Here is a 19863-nt window from a genome sequence, read left to right as displayed (position 1 = left end):
TATGGCTGGTGCCTGCCACCGTAGGCGGGCACGCGGTAATGGTGGGGAGCCGAGCTGGGGGTGCCCGGTACCCTTGATGGGTCCGGGCCCCGTGCCCGTTCCCGCCGGTCCGCAGAGCCGGCAGGAGAAACCCCACCACGAAGGACGATGAACGACGATGCATCGGTACAGGTCCCACACCTGCGGCCAGCTCCGCGCCTCTGACGTCGGCACCGACGTCCGGCTGAGTGGCTGGCTGCACAATCGGCGCGACCTGGGCGGCATCCTCTTCATCGATCTGCGCGACCACTACGGCATCACGCAGCTGGTCGCCCGTCCCGGCACGCCCGCGTACGAGGCCCTGGACAAGCTCTCCAAGGAGTCCACGGTCCGCGTCGACGGCCAGGTCGTTTCACGTGGAACCGAGAACGTGAACCCCGACCTGCCCACCGGCGAGGTCGAGGTCGAGGTCGCCGAGGTCGAGCTGCTCGGCGCGGCCCAGCCCCTGCCCTTCACCATCAACACCGAGGACGGGGTCAACGAGGAGCGGCGCCTGGAGTACCGCTTCCTGGACCTGCGCCGCGAGCGCATGCACCGCAACATCATGCTGCGCACGGCCGTGATCTCCGCGATGCGCCAGAAGATGGCGGCGATGGGCTTCAACGAGATGGCGACGCCGATCCTGTCCGCCACCTCCCCCGAGGGCGCGCGCGACTACGTGGTGCCCTCCCGGGTGCACCCCGGCAAGTTCTACGCCCTGCCGCAGGCCCCGCAGCAGTTCAAGCAGCTGCTGATGATCTCCGGCTTCGACCGCTACTTCCAGATCGCGCCCTGCTTCCGCGACGAGGACGCCCGCGCCGACCGCTCGCCGGGCGAGTTCTACCAGCTCGACGTCGAGATGAGCTTCGTCGAGCAGGAGGACGTCTTCCAGCCGATCGAGAAGCTCATGACCGAGCTGTTCGAGGAGTTCGGCGGCGGCCGCCACGTCACCTCCCCCTTCCCGCGCATCCCGTTCCGCGAGGCGATGGCGAAGTACGGCTCCGACAAGCCGGACCTGCGCGCCAAGCTGGAGCTGGTGGACATCACCGACGTCTTCGAGGGCTCGGAGTTCAAGGCCTTCGCGGGCAAGCACGTGCGCGCGCTGCCGGTGCCGGACGTCTCCGGGCAGCCCCGCAAGTTCTTCGACCAGCTCGGTGAGTACGCCGTCGAGCAGGGCGCCAAGGGCCTGGCCTGGGTGCGCGTCGGCGAGGACGGCTCGCTGTCCGGCCCGATCGCGAAGTTCCTCACCGAGGCGAACGTCGCGGAGCTGACCAAGCGCCTCTCCCTGGCCCCCGGCCACGCCGTCTTCTTCGGCGCGGGCGAGTACGACGAGGTCTCGAAGATCATGGGCGCGGTCCGCGTGGAGGCGGCCAAGCGCGCCGGCCACTTCGAGGAGGGCGTCTTCCGCTTCTGCTGGATCGTCGACTTCCCGATGTACGAGAAGGACGAGGAGACCGGCGGGATCGACTTCTCCCACAACCCCTTCTCGATGCCGCAGGGTGGCCTGGAGGCCCTTGAGACCCAGGACCCGCTGGACATCCTGGGCTGGCAGTACGACATCGTCTGCAACGGCGTCGAGCTGTCCTCCGGCGCGATCCGGAACCACGACCCGGAGATCATGCTCAAGGCCTTCGAGATCGCGGGCTACGACCGGGAGACCGTCGAGGAGAAGTTCGCGGGCATGCTCCGCGCGTTCCGCTTCGGCGCCCCGCCGCACGGCGGCATCGCCCCGGGCGTGGACCGCATCGTCATGCTCCTCGCGGACGAGCCCAACATCCGCGAGACGATCGCCTTCCCGCTCAACGGCAACGCCCAGGACCTGATGATGGGCGCCCCGACCGAGCTGGACGAGTCCCGCCTGCGCGAGCTGCACCTGAGCATCAGGAAGCCGCAGCCGAAGTAACACGGCACCGCGACGAGCACCGCCTGTGCGCGCCGATCTGTCCTGACTGGCTCTTGACGATCGGCGCGCACAGCCGTCTCCGGGCTCGGTGACAGGTTGCGTCCCTACGGTCCCGGCTCATGAACGAGACCCCCGAATCCGGTCGCAGAGACCGCGAGCTGTCCCGTCGTACGGTGCTCATGGCGGGCGGTGCCACCGCCGTGGCCGTGGGCCTGGGCGGCGCCCTGGCCGTCGACGCGTCCGCCGACGACGACACAGCCGCGGACCTCTGCTACACGCTGACCTCCGAGACCGTGGAGGGCCCCTACTACATCGACGCCGACAAGATCCGGCGGGACGTCACCGAGGACCAGGACGGCATCCCGCTGACGCTCACCCTGAAGGTGATCGACGCGGAGACCTGCAAGCCGCTGAAGGACGCGGCCGTCGACATCTGGCACTGCAACGCGGTGGGCGTCTACTCCGGGTACGAGGCTTCGGGCAGCGGCGGGGGCGGCGGAGGCGGCCCCGCCCCGACGGACGCCCCCACCGGAGCCCCGACCGGTACGCCCACCGGCGCGCCGCCCTCCGGCGGTCCCGGCGGCGGTGGCGGCGGTCACCAGGAGCCCACCGACGACAGCCGCTACCTGCGCGGCACCTGGCGCACCGACACACACGGGTACGTCACCTTCCGGACCGTCTTCCCCGGCTGGTACCAGGGCCGCTGCGTGCACATCCACGTCAAGGTGCACGTCGACGGCACCTGGACGGACGCCGGGTACGAGGGCGGACACACCTGCCACACCGGGCAGCTGTTCTTCGCCGAGCAGGCCGTGCTGCTGACGGAGGACGTCGCGCCGTACTCCACCAACACCACCACCCGCACCACGCTCGACGAGGACACCCTCTACCCGGGCAACGGGCACGCGGGCGGTCTGCTGTACCTGACGTACGACCGCAGGCACATCGCGCGCGGCGTCCGGGCGCACCTCACCCTGGGCGTGGCCCCGGACGAGACGCACGACGGCCGCTGACCCCGATCAGCCGCCCTGCCCGCCCTGCTCCTCCTGTTCATCCGGCTCGGTGTCCGGGGAGGCGCCCTCCTCCAGGAGGCGTTCGGCGATGTCGTCGGACCAGTGCTGGGCCCAGGCGCGTAGGGCGGCGACGGCGGCCTCGTCCAGTCCGTGGCGCAGGAAGTCCCGGTCGGCGTAGAAGTCCGTGCCGGTCAGGCGGGACTGGAGGGTGGGCAGGTCGAACGGGTCGTGGGCGTGCCGGCGGCCCAGTTCCTCCAGGTCGGGCAGGGAGAACCGGGCCGCGCAGGCCTGCGCGTCGATGAGGTCGACGGCCGCGCCCCGGTCGTACAGGGCCCGGATCTTCGTACCGACGGCGTCCGCCAGGGAGAGCGCCGGGCCGTACGCGGTGAGCTCCGGGGGCTGCCAGAACGCCTCCTTGTGCAGCGCCAGCGCGCACTCCTCGCCGCTCGGCGGGTCCGTGACCGTCAGCTGTGCGGTGAGCGCGGTCACCGCACCGGTCCGCACCCGCCGCCCTCGCGCCTCCAGGGCCGCGGCGACGCCACCGGCGATGTGCTCCATCGGCTCGCCGCTCTCGGTGGCGAGGTCCAGGTCGGCGTGCGGCCGGCGGAGCAGTCCGTGCGCTTCGAGGGCGTAGCCGCCGGCCAGTACCAGACCGTACGGGCCGCCCGCCGGGACGACGTCCGCGAGGAGCCGGTGATGGGGTTCGGGGATGTCCACGGGAGGATTTTTCCGGCTTCCCGCCCCGCATGCGCGCCGCCTGACCGGGCCGGACGGGAAATTTCCCGCGGCGGCGGCAACGTCCTTGCGGGCGGCGGCCACTGAGGAGTCGTAAGGCATGTTCGACAGACTCCTAAGGACTCCTCCGTGGCAGCTCCCTCCCACCGCCGGTCCCTCCGCAAGCGGCGCACCCTCGCCGTGTCCGCCGCCGTCGTGGCCGCGGGTGTCGGCGCCGGGGTGTTCGTGATGAACGCCAACGCCGACGCCGTCGACCTCTACCACCAGACCCTCGCCGCCAAGGACGGCTGGGCCGCCTCCGGCACGGGGACCACCGGCGGGGCGAAGGCCGACTCCGCGCACACCTTCACCGTCTCCACCCGGGCCCAGCTGGTGAAGGCGCTGGGCTCGGCGTCCGACACCACGCCCCGGATCATCAAGGTCAAGGGCACCATCGACGCCAACACCGACGACAGCGGCAAGAAGCTGACCTGCGCCGACTACGCCTCCGGCACCGGCTACTCGCTGTCGGCCTACCTCAAGGCCTACGACCCCGCCACCTACGGCCGCTCCAAGCTGCCCTCCGGCACCCAGGAGAAGGCCCGCGCCGCCGCCCAGGCCAGGCAGGCGAAGAACATCGTCTTCAAGGTGCCGGCCAACACCTCGATCGTGGGCGTGCCCGGCACCAACGCGGGGATCACCGGCGGCATGCTCCAGATCCAGAACGTGGACAACGTCATCGTCCGCAACCTGGCCTTCTCCGCCACCGAGGACTGCTTCCCGCAGTGGGACCCCACCGACGGCGACGACGGCAACTGGAACTCGGACTACGACTCGGTCACCCTGCGCGGTGCGACCCACGTCTGGGCGGACCACAACACGTTCACCGACGCGCCCCACTTCGACAAGGCGAACCCGAAGTACTTCGGCCGCGAGTACCAGATCCACGACGGCGCCCTGGACATCACCAAGGGCTCCGACCTGGTGACCGTCGAGCGGAACCGGTTCACCGACCACGACAAGACGATGCTGATCGGCTCCAGCGACACCGACAGCACCGGCAAGCTCCGGGTCTCCCTCCACCACAACGTGTGGAAGGGCATCGTCCAGCGGGCCCCGCTGACCCGCATCGGCCAGGTGCATCTCTACAACAACCTGTACGACACGACGCCCCTCGACGGCTACGCGCCCCAGTACAGCATCAACTCCCGCGCCAAGGCCCAGGTCGTCGCGCAGGCCAACTACTGGACGGTGCCCTCCGGCGGCAAGGTAGCCAAGCTGCTCAGCGGTGACGGCACCGGCTCCGTCGCGGGCAGCGGCAACCTGGTCAACGGCACGGTCACCGACCTGGTCGCCGCGTACAACGCCGCGAGCTCGAAGAAGATCCAGACGACCGTGAACTGGACGCCGACGCTCACCGCGGGCCTGGAGACGTCGGCGAAGAACCTGCCGGCGGAGCTGGCGGACACGACCGGCGCGGGCGTGCTCAAGTAGCCCGGGCCGCATGCGAGAGGGCGCCGAGCCATCCGGCTCGGCGCCCTTCGGCGCGGATCAGGCCCGTCGGGCCCCGGTCAGCCTTCCTCGCCGCCGAAGCGCTCCTTGTACGTCTCCAGGTCCTCGTCCGTCAGCTTGGCGAACAGCACCGGCGGGACCGTGAACGGGGTGCCGGCCGGCACGGACGCCAGGGCCTTCGCCTCGTCCCGGCTCACCCAGGCGGCGGTGTCGCCGGCGAGGGAGAACGCCTCGCGCATCGTCTTCGCCGTCGCCGGGATGAAGGGCTCGGAGACCACCGCGTACAGGTGGATCAGGTTCATCGCCGTACGCAGGGTGAGGGCCGCGCCCTCCTTGTCGGTCTTGATCTCCAGCCAGGGGGCCTTCTCCTCCAGGTAGGAGTTGCCGGCCGACCACAGGGCGCGCAGGGCCGCGGCGGCCTTGCGGAACTGGAGGGCCTCCATCTGCGACTCGTACTCCGCGAGGAGTTCGGCGATCTGCTCGCCGAGCCGCGCCTCCGCCTCACCCGGCTCGCCGCCCGCGGGGACCTCCTCGCCGAAGCGCTTCTTGGAGAAGGACAGCACGCGGTTGACGAAGTTGCCGAGGGTGTCGGCCAGGTCCTTGTTGACCGTCGCGGTGAAGTGCTCCCAGGTGAAGGACGAGTCGTCCGACTCGGGGGCGTTGGCGATCAGGAAGTAGCGCCAGTAGTCGGCGGGCAGGATGTCCAGCGCCTGGTCGGTGAAGACGCCCCGCTTCTGCGAGGTGGAGAACTTGCCGCCGTAGTACGTCAGCCAGTTGAACGCCTTGACGTAGTCGACCTTCTTCCACGGCTCGCGCACGCCCAGCTCGGTGGCCGGGAACATCACCGTGTGGAAGGGGACGTTGTCCTTGGCCATGAACTCCGTGTACCGGACCTCGGTGTCCGCGTCGTACCACCACGACTTCCAGTCGCGGTTCTCCGGGTCCTGGTCCGCCCACTCCTTCGTCGCGCCGATGTACTCGATCGGGGCGTCGAACCAGACGTAGAAGACCTTGCCCTCGGCCGCCAGCTCCGGCCAGGTGTCCGCCGGGACCGGGACGCCCCAGTCCAGGTCACGGGTGATCGCCCGGTCGTGCAGGCCCTCGTTCAGCCACTTGCGGGCGATGGAGGAGGCCAGCTGCGGCCAGTCCGCCTCGTGCCGGGCGACCCAGGCCTCGACCTCGTGCTGCAGCTTGGACTGGAGCAGGAAGAGGTGCTTGGTCTCGCGGACCTCCAGGTCGGTGGAGCCGGAGATCGCCGAGCGCGGGTTGATCAGGTCGGTCGGGTCCAGGACGCGGGTGCAGTTCTCGCACTGGTCGCCGCGGGCCTTGTCGTAGCCGCAGTGGGGGCAGGTGCCCTCGACGTAGCGGTCCGGCAGGAAGCGGCCGTCGGCGGGCGAGTAGACCTGGCGGATCGCGCGCTCTTCGATGAAGCCGTTCTCGTTCAGCTTGCGGGCGAAGTGCTGGGTGATCTCGCGGTTCTCCGGGCTGGAGCTGCGGCCGAAGTAGTCGAAGGCCAGCGCGAAGCCGTCGTAGACCGCCTTCTGGGCGTCGTGCGCCTGCGCGCAGAACTCGGCGACCGGGAGGCCCTGCTCCTTGGCGGCCAGCTCGGCGGGGGTGCCGTGCTCGTCGGTCGCGCAGATGTACAGCACGTCGTGGCCGCGCTGGCGGAGGTACCGGGAGTACACGTCCGCCGGGAGCATGGACCCCACCATGTTGCCCAGGTGCTTGATCCCGTTGATGTAGGGAAGGGCGCTGGTGATGAGGTGTCGAGCCATCGGGGGCTGCTCCCAGGTCGCTACGTGTACGAACCTTGAAATCGTAGCCGACGTGTGTATGCCGCCCGCTTCCCGTTTTACGGGGTGAGAAGCGGGCGGCGCGGGATCACGGGCGCCAGGTCGCCAGAACGCCGTCGTACAGCTCGGTGTCCGTCAGCTCGCGCGGGGTGGGGCCCGCGTGGAAGAAGGACGTGTTGCCGGTCTTCAGCTTGCGGAGGTAGTCGAAGGCCTTGTTGTCGTGCTCACCGAAGGCGACGAAGGAGAAGAACACGGACGGGTGGTTCTCCGCGGCCTCGGTCAGGGCCTGGGTGGCGGGGGTCTTCGCGTCCGGGGCGCCGTCGGTCTGGAAGACGACGAGGGCGGGGGTGCCGGGGTCGGCCGTCTTCCGGTGGTGGGCGAGTACGGCCTCCACGGCGGCGTGGTAGCTGGTACGGCCCATGCGGCCGAGGCCGGCGTGCACGTCGTCGATCTTGGTCTCGTGGTCCGCGGTGAGGGTGAGGTCGGTGGTGCCGTCGACCTCCGTGGAGAAGAAGACGACGTGGACCGTGGCCTCGGGGTCGAGGTGGGCGGCGAGGGCGAGGGTCTGGTCGGCGAGGGCCTGGGCGGAGCCGTCCTTGTAGTACGGGCGCATGCTCGCGGAGCGGTCCAGGACGAGGTAGAGCTTCGCTCGGGTGCCGGTGAGGTTCGTCTTCTTCAGCGTGGCCGCGGCGGCCTTGTAGGCGGTGGTGAGGGCGGGGGTGCGGGCCTTGACCTTGGCGAGGGTGGTCGCGGGCTTGGCCTTGACGGCGTCGGCGTCGGCGTCGGTGGCGGTGGCCTCGGCCGCCTCGGCTTCGCCGTCGGCGTCCGTGTTCCCACCCGCACCACCCGTGCGGGTTGCGTCGTCGGGTGCGGGTGCCACCTGTGGGGCGTCCTCGCCGTCGGCGGCCTGCGGGGCCGTGGGTTCGGCGGTGGGGGCGGCGGGCTGATCGGTGGGTGCGGGCTGCTCGGCGGCGGCTGGAGCGGGCTCCTCGGTGACTGCCGTCGGCTCGGTGGGCTTCGAGGCCGTTTCTGTCGGCGGGGCAGGCTCGGTCGCCGGCTCCTGCGCTTCCACGGCCGGTCCGGCTGCCTCGGTACCGACCGGTTCCGGCGCCACGGCCGCGGCCGCCTCCGCGTTCACCGGCTCGGCCGCCTCCGCGTTCACCGGCTCGGGAGCCGTCGCGGCCTCGGCCGGTTCCGCGTCGGTCGCCCCGGTCGTCTCGGTCGGCTCCGTGCTGGTCGCCCCGGTCGGCTCCGTGTCCGTCGTCGGTTCTGTTGCGGGCTGCTCGCCGGTCTGGGCCGGGGGCTCCGCTTCCTCGGTCTCGGACGGAATCGTTGTCTTCGTGGCCTCCCCCGCCTCGTGGGACGACGGCTCGGGCTCCTCCTCCGTCTTCGGCTCGGCCGTCACCGCGGCGGGTTCCTCGGCCTTCGGCTCCGGCTCGGCCGTCACCGCGGCGGGGTCCTCGGTCTTCTCCTCCGGCTCGGCCGTACCTTCGTCCTCGGCCTTGGCCGCGGTGATCTCCTCGGGCTCGGTCTCGGCCGCGGTTGTCCCCTCGGCCGTCTTGCCCGTCTCACCCTCACCCCGGGCCTTGGCCGGAGCGGTGTCGTCCGGGTTGGGGTCGGGGATCTGGATGTTGGCGAAAGCCGCCGTCACCAGTTCGTGTTCGGAGGAGGCGGAGGACTGGCGGGGTTCGGGTACCGGGGTGGTGGGGGTCGGCGGTTCGGGGGTCTGGGGCGCACCCTCCGGCTCGGTGGCTCGGGGTTTGCGTGAGCGGCCGAATGCGTTTCGCAGGAGAGTGAGAATGCCCATGTGCGCAACCCTTCGCATGAGGTTGTAACCCGTCAATCGCTGGCCAGGACGGACACGTAAGGTTAGCGGCCCCGCGTCGCCGGGCCGCGTCAGTGCGGGGATGTGAGGGCCCGGGCGGCGGCGACCTCCTGGCGGAGGGGTTCCAGGACGCTGCCGGAGGGGCCCGTGAGGTCGGTACGGACGGCCGTGAGCGACTCCGCCCGTCGTACGCCCTCGGACAGCTCGCGCAGTTGCAGCGCCACTTGGGAGACCTCGCCCGCGGACGGCGGCGCCGCCCCGTGGCGGACGCGGACGCGGGCCGCCGTCGTGGCGTCCACGATGCGTTCCACGGCGACGACCAGCGGCCACCAGGCCGCGGCGCGCCGGCCGGTCGGGGGTGGTTCGGTCAGGGCCCGCTGGAACTCCGTGCGGATGACGGACAGGTCGCGGTAGAGGCGGCGGCGCATGCGGGCCCGGGCCGCCGGTTCCGTGGCGGGGCCGAAGGCCGCCTCCACGTAGGCCGCGGTGTCGGCGACCGCGTCGGCCAGGCGGTCGCCGACCCGGGTGTGCCAGCTCTCCGGCCACAGGAGGTAGCCGGCGATCAGGGCGATCGCGCAGCCCAGCAGGGAGTCGGTCAGCCGGGGGAGCAGGAGTGCCGTGCCCTGGTGGTTGAGGATGTCGGAGAGGAGGAGGATCACCGGGGTGATCGCCATCGTCTGGTAGCCGTAGCCGCGGGGGGTCAGCGCCGGGATCAGGGGGGCCAGGAGGAAGAGGGCCGCAACGTCCCACCAGCCCGGGGGGACCTCGGCCAGGACCACCGCCGCGACCACCAGTCCGGCCACCGTGCCGAGCGCGCGCAGCAGGGCGCGGGAGAAGACGGAACCGAAGTCGGGCTTGAGGACGAAGGTGATGGTCAGGGCGACCCAGTAGGAACGCGGGACGGGGATCAGCGAGACCAGGGCCTGGGCGATGCCGATGCAGACCGCCAGGCGGACGCCGTAGCGCCAGGAGTTGGCGGACAGGACGACGTTGCGGGCGGCGCGGGCCGTGCGGATGCCGAGCGCGGCCGGCCGGCCCAGCCGGTCGTCGATGCCCCGGGGGTCCACGTCGGGGGCGGTGACGACCTCGGCCGTGTGCCGCAGGGCGTGGTCCACCGCCCGACCCGTCTCCGTGGTGGGGAGGGGGAGGCGCAGGGGCGGGAGCGGGGTTCCGTTCCCCTCCACCGACCTCGCCAGCAGGCGGACGGCCTCCGGGACGCGCGCGGGGAGCGGCCGGGCCGCCAGGTGGGCCGCGGGGGCCGCCTCGATCACCGGGGTGATCGCGTTCAACTGGGCCAGCAGGCGGGTGAGTTCGCGGCTGCGGCCGTGGTGGCGGGCGCGCCGGGCCAGGATCAGGTCGTAGGACTCGTTGAGGGACTGGGTGACGGCGCGGCGGGCCTCCTCGTACTGCTCGGTGCGGTCGGTGCCGGCGACGGCGAGGAGGGCGGCGACCGTGCGGTAGGTCGCGGCGACCGCCGTCCGTTCGGGGACGCCGGCGCGCAGCGGCCAGGACAGCAGGGCCAGCAGCAGCACCAGGAGGCCGCCGCCGGTCATCAGGGCGGGGGCCAGCCACCAGGGGGAGGGGAGCGGGAGGCCCGCGCCCACCACGCAGTTCAGCAGGAGCAGCAGGCCGGAGACAGAGGCGACCGCGCCGATCGTCGAGATCATCCCGGAGAGCAGGGCGACGCCGGTGACGGCGGCGACGGCGTACCAGCCGTGGCCGTACGCCAGCGTGCCCAGGGTCACGCCGACCGCGCCGAAGAGCTGCGGTACGGCGATGTTGAGGATGCGCATGCGGTAGGCGTCGGCGGTGTCGCCGATGACGCCGGACAGGGCGCCCATGGAGGCGACGGCGCCGTAGGCCGGGCGCCCGGCGGCGAGACCGAGCGCCAGGGGGAGGGCCATGGCGAGGGCGGCGCGGGTGACGGCGGCCCAGTTGACGGGCGCCTGCTGGGGTTTGAGGTTCCGGACCAGCCAGTCGGGAGGGGTGAGGCCGATGGGGAACTCTCGTGGCATGCGGCCATTATGGATTGTTCGGATGAATTCGGGTCATGGCCGTCGGTGCACGGTGTGCGTCCGCCGGTGCACTGTTCAGGTCCGCCCGTGTGCCGGTCAGGTCCGTCCGTGTGCCGGTCAGGTCCGTCCGTGCAGGGTGAGGTCCACGATCAGGGCCCGGTGGTCGCTGCCGGCCACGCGCAGGAAGCGGGCGCCGGTCGCGGTGAAGTCCCCGGAGACCAGCACGTGGTCGATCTGGGCGCCGATGACGGAGGCGGTGCGCGACGGCCAGCTCGGGGTGCGGTCGTGGCCGGCGAGGCGGGCCGCGTCGGTCAGGCCGGTGTCGAGGATGTGCCGGAAGGCGGCGTGGTCCTGGGAGGCGTTGAAGTCGCCGGCGAGGATCGTGGGGGTCCGGGCACGGGTGGCGGCGAAGGCCCGCAGGCGTGCGAGTTCGCGGCGCCAGAGGGCCACCTGGCCCGGCAGCGGGGGCATGGGGTGGGCGAGCTGGAGGCGTACGGCGTGGCCTCCCCCAGGCTCCGACGAACTCGCGCGGGAGGTGCCCCCGACGTCGGCGACGGCGCCGGGCATGCCCATCGTGCCGGGGACGCCCGGGGCCGGGGCGAGGGGGTGGCGGCTGAGGATGAGCGAGCCCTTGGAGCCGTTCTCCTCGACGGCCCGGCGGTGCGGGTAGTCGGTCGCGAAGTCGCCTTCCAGGACGGCCCGGCAGCGGGAGCCGCACTCCTGCACGAAGACCACGTCGGGGTGCCGGTCGCGGATGACCGGGACCAGGGCGGGGGTGCCGCGTCCGGACTCGACGTTGGCGGTCAGGACGCGGAGCCGGGCGAGCTGCGGGCCGTCGGGCTCGCGGATCGTGCCGTACGGCTCCACGTACCAGGCGAGCAGCCCGAGCACGGCGACGCCCCAGACCAGGCCCGTCCACCAGCGGGTGAGCAGCGCGCACAGCAGGGCGAGGCCGGCCGGCGCGAGCAGCCAGGGGAGGAAGGCGAGGAGCTGGGGCACGGGGGTGATGCCGTCGGTGTCGGCGACCCGGCAGCCGACGACCACGCTCACCCCGGCGAGCAGCAGCCCGGCACACCAGGTGCCGAGCCTGCGTCCGGGGCGCTGGGTCACGGGGCGAGCCTACGATCACCCGGCCGGCGGCGCCAGGAGTTCACCCGGCGCCCCGGCGGGCGGAAGGGATGCTCAGCGCTTGGTGGTGCTGTTGAACAGCGAGCGCGACCAGACGTAGCCGACCACGGTGATGCCGGCGCACCAGGCCAGGGAGATCCAGCCGTTGTTCCCGATCGCCGAGCCGGAGAGCAGGCCGCGCAGTGTCTCGGTCATCGGCGTGAAGGGCTGGTTCTCGGCGAACCAGCGCAGGCCCGGGGACATGGAGCCGGCCGGGACGAACGCCGAGCCGAGGAACGGCAGGAACTGGATCAGCAGCGGCTTGTTGCTCGCGGACTCGACGGTCTTGGAGATCAGGCCGAGCGCCACCGACAGCCAGGTCACCGCGAAGGCGATGGCCGCGAGGAGGCCTGCCGCGGCCAGCCACTCCAGCGGGGTCGCCCCGGAGCGGAAGCCGACGGCGAGCGCGACGCCCACGACCGGGACCATGCACACCATCGTCTGGACGACGCTGCCGATGACATGCCCCGTCATGAACGACGACCGGGTGATGTTCATGGTCCGGAAGCGGTTGATGATGCCCTCGGTCATGTCGGAGCAGACCGCGATCGAGGTCGACATCGAGCCGGCGGCGACGCCCATGATGATGATGCCGGGTGTCAGGTACTCCAGGTAGGCGTCCCGGCCGCCGCCCATTCCGGCGCCGATCGAGTCGCCGAAGGCGTACACGAACAGCAGCAGCATCAGGATCGGCATCATGGCGCTGCCGAGCCCCACGGACGGATAGCGGATCGCGTGCTTCAGGTTGCGCCGGAGCATCGTCATCGAGTCGTGCACGGCGTAGGTGAGGGTGCTCATCGCGGGGTCTCCTTGACGTGAAGCGCGGAGTCGGCGGTGCCCTCGCCGGTCAGGGCGAGGAACACGTCGTCGAGGTCGGGGGTGTGCACGGAGAGGTCGGCGGCCCGGATGCCGGCGGCGTCGAGCCGGTCCAGCAGGCCGCGCAGCGCGTCGAGGCCGCCGTCGCCCGCCACGCGCAGGGCGAGGTTCTCGTCGTCCCGGGCCGCGCCGGGGAAGACGGCCGAGGCGCGTTCGTACGCGGCGGAGTCGGTGAACCGCAGCCGCACATGGCTGCCGGGGATCCGGGCCTTCAGCTCGTTGGCGGTGCCCTCGGCGACGATCCGGCCGCCGTCGAGCACGGCGATCCGGTCGGCCAGCTGGTCGGCCTCCTCCAGGTACTGGGTGGTGAGGAAGACGGTGGTGCCGCCCGCGACCAGCGTGCGCACGGTGTCCCACATGGTGCGGCGGCTGCGCGGGTCGAGCCCGGTGGTCGGCTCGTCCAGGAAGATCACCTGCGGGTCGCCGACCAGGGTCATGGCGATGTCGAGCCGGCGCCGCATGCCGCCGGAGAAGGTCGCGGCCCGCTGGTGCGCGACGTCCGCGATGCCGAACCGCTCCAGCAACTCCCGGGCACGGGACCTGCCCTCGCGCTTGCCGAGCCGCAGCAGGTCGGCCATGAGGAGCAGGTTCTCCTCCGCGGTGAGCAGGTCGTCGAGGGCGGCGAACTGCCCGGTGACACCGATCGCGGCGCGGACGCCGTCGGGTGAGCGGGCGACGTCGTGACCGGCCACCTGGGCCTGTCCGCCGTCGGCGGCGACGAGCGTGGACAGGATCTGCACGGTGGTGGTCTTGCCGGCGCCGTTCGGGCCGAGCAGCGCGAACACGGACCCGGCGGGGATGCGCAGATCGATGCCGTCGAGCACGGTCTTGTCGCCGTACGACTTGCGCAGACCGACGACGGAGACGGCGGCGGGCGGCTGTGCACCGGCCTGCCTTGGCGCGGGCATGACAGAAGAAGGCATGGGCCCTCCCGTTCGAAGGCTGGAGTGGGTGGAGAGGAGGGGGGCGGAGCTGAGGGGGGTGCGGAGGGGGAGGGAGGGCTCAGGGCCGGGGGCGGCGGATGTCGATGTTGCCGTACCGGGTGCGGGCGCGGATCTTGACGGCGTCCTCGGTCTCCCCCGGGGTCTCGGAGGCGGTGAGGGAGTTGCGCACCTGGCCGGCGTCCGAGCTGACGTCGAGCCAGGCGGCCGTGCCCTCGCGGACGCCGATCTCGATGGCGCCGTAGGAGGTCTCCAGCTGCACCGAACCGCGGACCACTTCGCCGACGCGCAGGGTGCCGTGGGCGGTGGTGGCGGTGACCGAGTCCTCGGCGCGCCGGATCTCGATGTCGCCGTTGGCGCCGCTCACCCGGAGTTCGCCGGTCGCGGCGCCGACGGTCGTGGTGCCGTGCGAGTTCTTCAGGACGGCGGGGCCGTCGAGGAGGCCGACGCGCAGGCTGCCGGAGCTGGTGGTGATCTCGGCCATGCCCTCGACCCGGTCCACGGTGATCGTGCCGTGCGACGCGGTCAGCGTGACCGGGCCGGTCGTGTCGAGGCGGACGTCGCCGGCCGAGGTCTTCACCCGGACCTCGCCGAGCCGGCCCTCGCCGACCACCTGGGTCCAGGCCCCGGTCGTGTCGATGCGCGAGCCCGTGGGCAGGTCGATCGTCACGTCGACGGCGCCGGTGCGGCCGAACAGGCTGGGCTTGGGCGTCCGGACGGTCAGGGCGCCGTTGGCGTACATGACCTCGGTCTGGTCGGCCGTCCGCACGTCCAGGTCCTTCTTCGGGTCGCGGGGGCGCACCTCGACGACGGTGTCGCGGCGGTCGCCCGCGGTGAACTGGACGGAACCGGCGTCCACGCGCGCCGTCACCGAGATCGCTTCGGGAGTGTCGAAAGAAGGCATGGCTGTCCCGTCCTCTTGGCTCTTCGGGGCGTCCTCGCTGGTGGGACGCGGTGTGGGTGAAGTGGTGCGGGGTGCTGTGGTGCGGGTGTGCGGGCGGCGGTGCGGTCAGCGCACCCAGCCCGTGAAGCTCTGTCCGACGTTCTGGGTCTTCTCCGCCGTACGCGGCCGGGCGCCGCCCTCCACGGCGGCCGACACGGCGCGCACCAGCCAGGCGTTGACCGACAGCCCCTCGCGGGCCGCGGCCTCCTCGGCGCGGGCCTTGAGGTGGGCCGGCAGGCGCAGGTTCACGCGGGCCGTGCCGCCCTCGTCACCCTCGGCCGGAGCCGGGGCCGGAGAGGGGGCCTGGAACGGCCCGGCGGTCGCTTCCCCGTGACCGCCGGCGGGCGGCGGGGTGACCACGAAGTCGGGGTCCAGGCCGCGCAGCCGTACGTCGACCGAGCCGGGGGCGAGTTCGCGGGTGATCTCGTCCATCGCGGCGGAGAGCACGTTGAGCAGGGTCAGGCGGGTCGCCGACTCCAGCGGAGCGGTGAGCCGCTCGGCCAGCTCGCGGGCGTCTTCCCCGCCGGCTTCGGCGGCCACCGCGAGTTCGCGGCGGAGGGTGTCCACATACGGCGTGAGGTCCATGACGCCATAGTGGCACCATCATGGCGCCATGCGCAAGCCTCCATGGCGCCCAGTCGTGGCCCGATGGAGTGATGCCCGCTCTGACCTGGGAAAATGCTGGACCGCGTCGCATGGCCTGCGTGGCGCCGCATGGCCCGGAACGGCTCCGCGCGGCTCAGCATGGCCACGCGTGGCGTTGGATGGCACTGCATGGCGCTGGATGGTGCCAACTGGTGCCACACGGTGCCACGCGACGCCAGGTGGGGCCACGCGGTGCCAGGTGGCGCCCGGCGACCCTCAGGCCCGGGCGCGCGTCGGCGCCGGTCCCCCCGCGGGCGCCGCCGCCGAGCAGCCTCCCCGCCGTCGCGTGGGGCGGGGCAGTCCCAGCCGGCGGGTCAGCCAGACGGCGAGGGTCACCACCGCGCCGAGGCCGAGCAGCAGCCAGGCGGCCGTCCGCAGGGTGCCGGTCAGGGCGTCGTAGACCGCACCCGCGGCCGGGTGGGACACACCGCCCGGCAGGTCGGACAGGGTGAGGCTGCGGCCGACGGCGAGGGCGAGGATCAGCAGCGCGCCGCCCAGGGCCGTACCGAGGGCGGTGGCGGCGACCGCGCGGCGCCGGCGCACGGCGAGCGCGATCCCGCCGACGGCGAAGGCGACGGCCGCCACGGGCAGCCAGAAACCGGCGACTTCGAGCACGTGGAACCCCTTCCGGAGGGTGGTCAGCCGGTCCGCCGGGAGCACGGCGACCGCGGTGTGCTCCACCGGGATCCGCGCGGCCAGCGGTACGTGGTCACGGGCGAGCTGGCGTTTGACCTGGGCGGTGACGGGGGCGAGGTCGACGGTGACGGCGCGCGTGTCCCCGGCGCGCAGGGCGCGCAGCACGGCGTCGTGGGTGACCCGGTTGCCGGTGTCCCAGGCCAGCCGGAAGGCCCGGGTGTGGGTGAAGGAGCGCACCGCGTCGTGGACGAACGGGCGCACCGAACCGCGCACCGGGCGGACGTCGAGGTGCTGGTCCACCGCGCGCAGGATGCCGTCGCCGACCGTGTCCACGACGGCTTCCCGGACGGCCGGGTCGGCGGCGAGCGGTGCCATCGTGGTGACGTACCGGCCCGTGTCGGTGAGCCCGTACGCCGCCCAGGCCGCCAGCGCGCCGAACGGCACGAGGAGGCAGGACAGGGCGATGAGCGCGGCCGACAGGGCGCTCCGGAGACGTGAGGGCACGTTTCCAGGCAAGGCTCCCCGGGGCCGGTGCGCGAGCGGGGCGACTGCGTTCGGGCGGCTCTCCGGTGGAGGGATCACCCGAACGGGTGTTTCCTGGTGCTGGGGGGACGGAAGTGGCCGAGGCGCACCTCTTGTGCGGAACGGCCACGTGGGGAACAGGGGAAACAGGGGAGCGCGTGGGTCCCGGCCGGTCCGGCCGGGACCCACGCGTACCCGGAGCCACGCGCGACAGGGCCCTTCCCGCCCGCTCAGCGGATCCGGCGCCCGGACGCGTCCTCCCGTGTGTAGTACCGGTAGAAGAAGACGACGAAGGTGACCGCCGCCACCAGCAAGGACATCAGCAGCGACCGCACCACGTCGTGATGGCCGCCCTGGCCGGCGCCCTGGGTGGAGATGAAGCTGCCGCTCTGGCTGTAGAGGAAGCCGAACGCGCAGCCGACGAACGCCGACCACAGCACGGCGTGCACCTCCCGCGGCATCCGCGGGCCCAGCATCAGCAGGGCCGCGCACAGCACCGCGAACACCACCGTGCTGGCGAAGCCGAGCACCAGGTTCCCGCCGGTGATCGGGCCTCCGTCGCGGTTGTTGGCCGCCACCCAGTAGCCGTAGACCAGGCCCAGGACGACCGGGACTGCCAGCCGGGCGATCCGGTGGGTGCGGGCGTCGAAGACGTCGGGTGTCCGCCGGACGATGTCGGACGACCGGCGCTCCACCGCGGGCGTGCGGCCGGGCCGGGACACTCCGCCGGGCACGTGTGCCGCTTGAGCCATGGGAGCACTCCTTCCTCTCGCCCCGGTCCGCCCCGCTGCCGGGGCCGTACCGGGGCACGCTTCCAGGGCACACCGGGGGCCCCGGCCCGGCAACTCGGCCGGGAGAGTCCCGAGTGCCCGGATGCGGGCGGTTCTCTCCCGTGGTTCGCTGATCGGCATGGAGGGCTGCCGGCCGTGACGGAGATGGAGTACGGGCGGCGCCGCTCGCTGCTGTGGCTGCGCGGGCGGAGCATCGCCTGGCTGCCGCCCTTGGTGCTGCTCGCCGGGATCATCCTGCTGGACTTCAACACCGGTGAACAGTTCCGGATCATCACGTGGATCGTCCTGGTCCCGGGCATCGCCGCCGCGATCTGCGGGGTGTGGACGACGGCCGCGTACAGCGTGCTGTCGGTGGTGACGTACGTCCTCGTGGACAGCGCCTGGCCGGACCAGTACCAGGCCGGCTTCGGCGACTTCCTGCTGGTCGCCCTCGGCGGCGCGCTGGCCACCCTCGCCTCGGTGGTGCGGGTGCGCCAGGAACGGCAGGTCCTGCACATCCGGGACATCGCCGAGACCACCCGGCGCACGGTGCTGCGCCCGCTGCCGCCGCGCTGGGCCGGTCTGGAGCACGCGGGGGTGTACCTGGCCGCCGACGTGGACGCCCGGGTCGGCGGGGACTTCTACGACATCCAGCCCGGCCCGCACGGCACCCGGGTCCTGGTCGGCGACGTGCAGGGCAAGGGCCTCGGCGCGGTGGAGGCCGCCGCCGCGCTGCTCGGCACCTTCCGCGAGGCCGGCTACCACGAGAAGGACCTCGCGACCGTCGCCGCCCGTCTGGAGACCCGGATGCTGCGGCACCGCTCGCACACCGCCGCGCTCGGCCGGGCCGACGGCGACCGCTTCGCGACCGCCGTCCTCATCGGCTTCTCCGAGGACACCGCGGAGGCGATCGACGTCGCGAACTTCGGTCACGAGCCGCCGCTCGCCGTCGGCCCGCGCGGGGTCCGCGAACTGCCCAGCGGTGACGGCGTGCCGCTCGGTCTCGGCGAGCTGGCGGGCGGGCTGCCGCCGGTGCGCCGGGTGCCGCTGGCCGCCGACGAGACGCTGCTGCTGGTCACCGACGGGGTGACCGAGGCCCGCGACGGGCCCGGCGAGTTCTTCCAGCTGGTCCGCGAGGTCGCCCGCGCGGTCCGCGCCGACCCGGGCCGCGCCGAGCCCCGGCGCCTGGTCCGCCGGGTCCGCGACGGGGTGCTGCGGCACAGCGGGGGCCGGCTGGAGGACGACACCACGATCTTCGCGGTGCGGCGGGCGGACACGGAGGGCGGGCCGGGCGCCGGGGGCGAAGACCACGAACAGGGACGTTTGCGGTCCTGAGGCACCGCTGCGCGGCGGCAGCGGTTACGGTGCTGGCTGGAGACCGGATCTACGGGACAGGGGGAGCACGATGCCCGGAACCGTGCTGTTGCTCGCGGCCTCGCCGCTCGGCCGGGCGCGCCTGGTGGACGCGGCGGGTGTCCTGCCGGTGCTGGCCGCCGTCGCCCCCGCCGTGCTGTCCGGCACCGACACCGCGAACGTGGTGGAACTCGCCGACCCGCTGGAACCGCAGGCCGTCCTCACCCGGCTGCGCGCCGCCGCGGCCACACCCGGCCCGCTCACGGTCTACGTCACCGGCCAGCTGCACCTGGACCGCCGCCGGCACCAGCCCCACCTGGCCCTGGCCCGCACCACCCCGGCCACCCTGCGCTACACCGCGCTGCCCTGGCACTGGATCCGCGAGGAACTCCGGCTGCGCTCCGCCGCGGACACCGCGCTCGTCGTCGACCTGCACGCCGACGCCGAGGCCTGGCGCCACATCGGCGAGCACGGTCTCGACTCCGGCCGCACCACCGCGGTGTACGGCCGGATCGCCCCGCCCACGGGCCGGCGGCGCCTGGCCGAGCCGGCGTACATGAAGACGGTGGCCACGCTGCTGAGGAGCGGTCACCGGCCTCCGCTGGAGTCGCTGCACCAGCAGGCGCTGGCCCGGATCGCGGAGGAGGCCGGGGGCAGTCTGCTGCTGTCCGGCGTGGGCGGCGTGCCGTGGGGCCCGGACGCGGGCGGTGCCCCGCCGGCACCGGCTGCCGGGCCCGGCACCGCCCTGGCACCGGCTGCCGGGCCCGGTGCCGTCCCGGCCGGCCCGCAGGGAGACGATCCGCACGCCGGGATCGCGGCCGCCGTGCGGGCCGGGCGGCACGCTGAGGCCGACGGGCTGGCCGCCCGGCAGGAGGCGGAGGCCGTGCGGGCGTACGGGGCCGTGTCCGAGCACGCGTTGCACTGGAGCGAGGTCCGGGCCGACCTGGCGATGTTCGCGGGGGACGCGGTGCGCAGCTGCCGGATGTGGCTGGGGGTCGCCGAGGCGCGGCTGGCCGCCGGGCAGGCGGGGGACGCGCCCGCGGTGGAGGCGGCCGTGGACCGTGCCCACCACCAGTGGACCCGTATCAAGGACACGGCGCGGGCCCGTGAACTCGGGCCCGCGCTCGCTCAGTTGCGGCTCAGGGTGCCCGGCCGCCGGCGTGGTGCGCTGGAGAACGTCCAGCGGCAGCTGCGCCAGCTGCAGGGCACCCCCTAGC

At 72.9% G+C, this 19863-nt stretch carries 16 protein-coding genes; 5 read left to right on the top strand and 11 right to left on the bottom strand.

The genetic code is table 11. The features are described from left to right. The first annotated feature begins 157 nt into the window (after positions 1 to 157). A complete protein-coding gene (aspS, locus tag IEZ20_RS09345; RefSeq protein ID WP_189296394.1) occupies positions 158 to 1921 on the top strand; it encodes an aspartate--tRNA ligase in 1764 nt (587 codons plus the stop codon). Positions 1922 to 2040: 119 nt separating this feature from the next. Continuing rightward, positions 2041 to 2934 (top strand): intradiol ring-cleavage dioxygenase, encoded by an 894-nt coding sequence (locus IEZ20_RS09340; RefSeq protein ID WP_229895989.1) that lies wholly within the window; start codon positions 2041 to 2043, stop codon positions 2932 to 2934. A 6-nt stretch (positions 2935 to 2940) separates the two neighbouring features. On the opposite strand, the gene IEZ20_RS09335 is transcribed toward IEZ20_RS09340, so the two are convergent. Beyond that, positions 2941 to 3651, bottom strand: a complete 711-nt coding sequence (locus IEZ20_RS09335; RefSeq protein ID WP_189296392.1) for a nucleotidyl transferase AbiEii/AbiGii toxin family protein — start codon at positions 3649 to 3651, stop codon at positions 2941 to 2943. A gap of 147 nt (positions 3652 to 3798) precedes the next feature. On the opposite strand from IEZ20_RS09335, the gene IEZ20_RS09330 reads away from it, so the two are divergent. Next, a complete protein-coding gene (locus IEZ20_RS09330; protein WP_308434652.1) occupies positions 3799 to 5142 on the top strand; it encodes a pectate lyase family protein in 1344 nt (447 codons plus the stop codon). Between the two features lie 77 nt (positions 5143 to 5219). On the opposite strand, the gene metG is transcribed toward IEZ20_RS09330, so the two are convergent. The 10 genes from metG to IEZ20_RS09280 form a co-directional block, all read right to left on the bottom strand. Beyond that, on the bottom strand, positions 5220 to 6935 hold the full coding sequence (gene metG / locus IEZ20_RS09325; protein ID WP_189296389.1) for a methionine--tRNA ligase: 1716 nt from the start codon (positions 6933 to 6935) through the stop codon (positions 5220 to 5222). A gap of 106 nt (positions 6936 to 7041) precedes the next feature. Further along, positions 7042 to 8760, bottom strand: coding sequence for a VWA domain-containing protein (locus tag IEZ20_RS09320; RefSeq protein ID WP_189296388.1), 1719 nt, complete (start codon positions 8758 to 8760; stop codon positions 7042 to 7044). 89 nt (positions 8761 to 8849) lie between these two features. Beyond that, positions 8850 to 10793, bottom strand: coding sequence for an FUSC family protein (locus tag IEZ20_RS09315; RefSeq protein ID WP_189296386.1), 1944 nt, complete (start codon positions 10791 to 10793; stop codon positions 8850 to 8852). Between the two features lie 117 nt (positions 10794 to 10910). After that, on the bottom strand, positions 10911 to 11903 hold the full coding sequence (locus IEZ20_RS09310; RefSeq protein ID WP_189296383.1) for an endonuclease/exonuclease/phosphatase family protein: 993 nt from the start codon (positions 11901 to 11903) through the stop codon (positions 10911 to 10913). A gap of 72 nt (positions 11904 to 11975) precedes the next feature. Next, a complete protein-coding gene (locus IEZ20_RS09305) occupies positions 11976 to 12758 on the bottom strand; it encodes an ABC transporter permease (protein WP_189296381.1) in 783 nt (260 codons plus the stop codon). Further along, entirely contained in the window at positions 12755 to 13759 is a 1005-nt protein-coding gene (locus IEZ20_RS09300) for an ATP-binding cassette domain-containing protein (protein ID WP_373303914.1), read from the bottom strand. The genes IEZ20_RS09305 and IEZ20_RS09300 overlap by 4 nt, the downstream gene beginning before the upstream one ends. Positions 13760 to 13838: 79 nt before the next feature. Then, entirely contained in the window at positions 13839 to 14681 is an 843-nt protein-coding gene (locus IEZ20_RS09295) for a DUF4097 family beta strand repeat-containing protein (RefSeq protein ID WP_189296379.1), read from the bottom strand. A gap of 105 nt (positions 14682 to 14786) precedes the next feature. Then, a complete protein-coding gene (locus IEZ20_RS09290; RefSeq protein ID WP_189296377.1) occupies positions 14787 to 15305 on the bottom strand; it encodes a toxin-antitoxin system HicB family antitoxin in 519 nt (172 codons plus the stop codon). Between the two features lie 276 nt (positions 15306 to 15581). Beyond that, positions 15582 to 16505: a hypothetical protein gene (locus IEZ20_RS09285; protein ID WP_189296375.1), complete on the bottom strand. Its 924-nt coding sequence runs from the start codon at positions 16503 to 16505 to the stop codon at positions 15582 to 15584. A gap of 248 nt (positions 16506 to 16753) precedes the next feature. Continuing rightward, positions 16754 to 17275 (bottom strand): hypothetical protein, encoded by a 522-nt coding sequence (locus tag IEZ20_RS09280; RefSeq protein ID WP_189296373.1) that lies wholly within the window; start codon positions 17273 to 17275, stop codon positions 16754 to 16756. A 183-nt stretch (positions 17276 to 17458) separates the two neighbouring features. Here IEZ20_RS09280 and IEZ20_RS09275 point away from each other — a divergent pair, with 183 nt between their 5' ends. Then, positions 17459 to 18628 carry a PP2C family protein-serine/threonine phosphatase gene (locus tag IEZ20_RS09275; protein WP_189296986.1) on the top strand — a complete coding sequence of 390 codons (1170 nt, stop codon included), beginning with the start codon at positions 17459 to 17461 and terminating at the stop codon, positions 18626 to 18628. Positions 18629 to 18698: 70 nt separating this feature from the next. Beyond that, positions 18699 to 19862: a hypothetical protein gene (locus IEZ20_RS09270; protein ID WP_189296371.1), complete on the top strand. Its 1164-nt coding sequence runs from the start codon at positions 18699 to 18701 to the stop codon at positions 19860 to 19862. Position 19863 lies beyond the last annotated feature (1 nt).

Origin of the sequence: Streptomyces cinerochromogenes (assembly GCF_014648635.1) — a bacterium.
GTDB lineage: Bacteria > Actinomycetota > Actinomycetes > Streptomycetales > Streptomycetaceae > Streptomyces > Streptomyces cinerochromogenes.
Note: the sequence above shows the minus strand (reverse complement) of the source record. Positions and strands in the feature narration are given on the sequence as shown.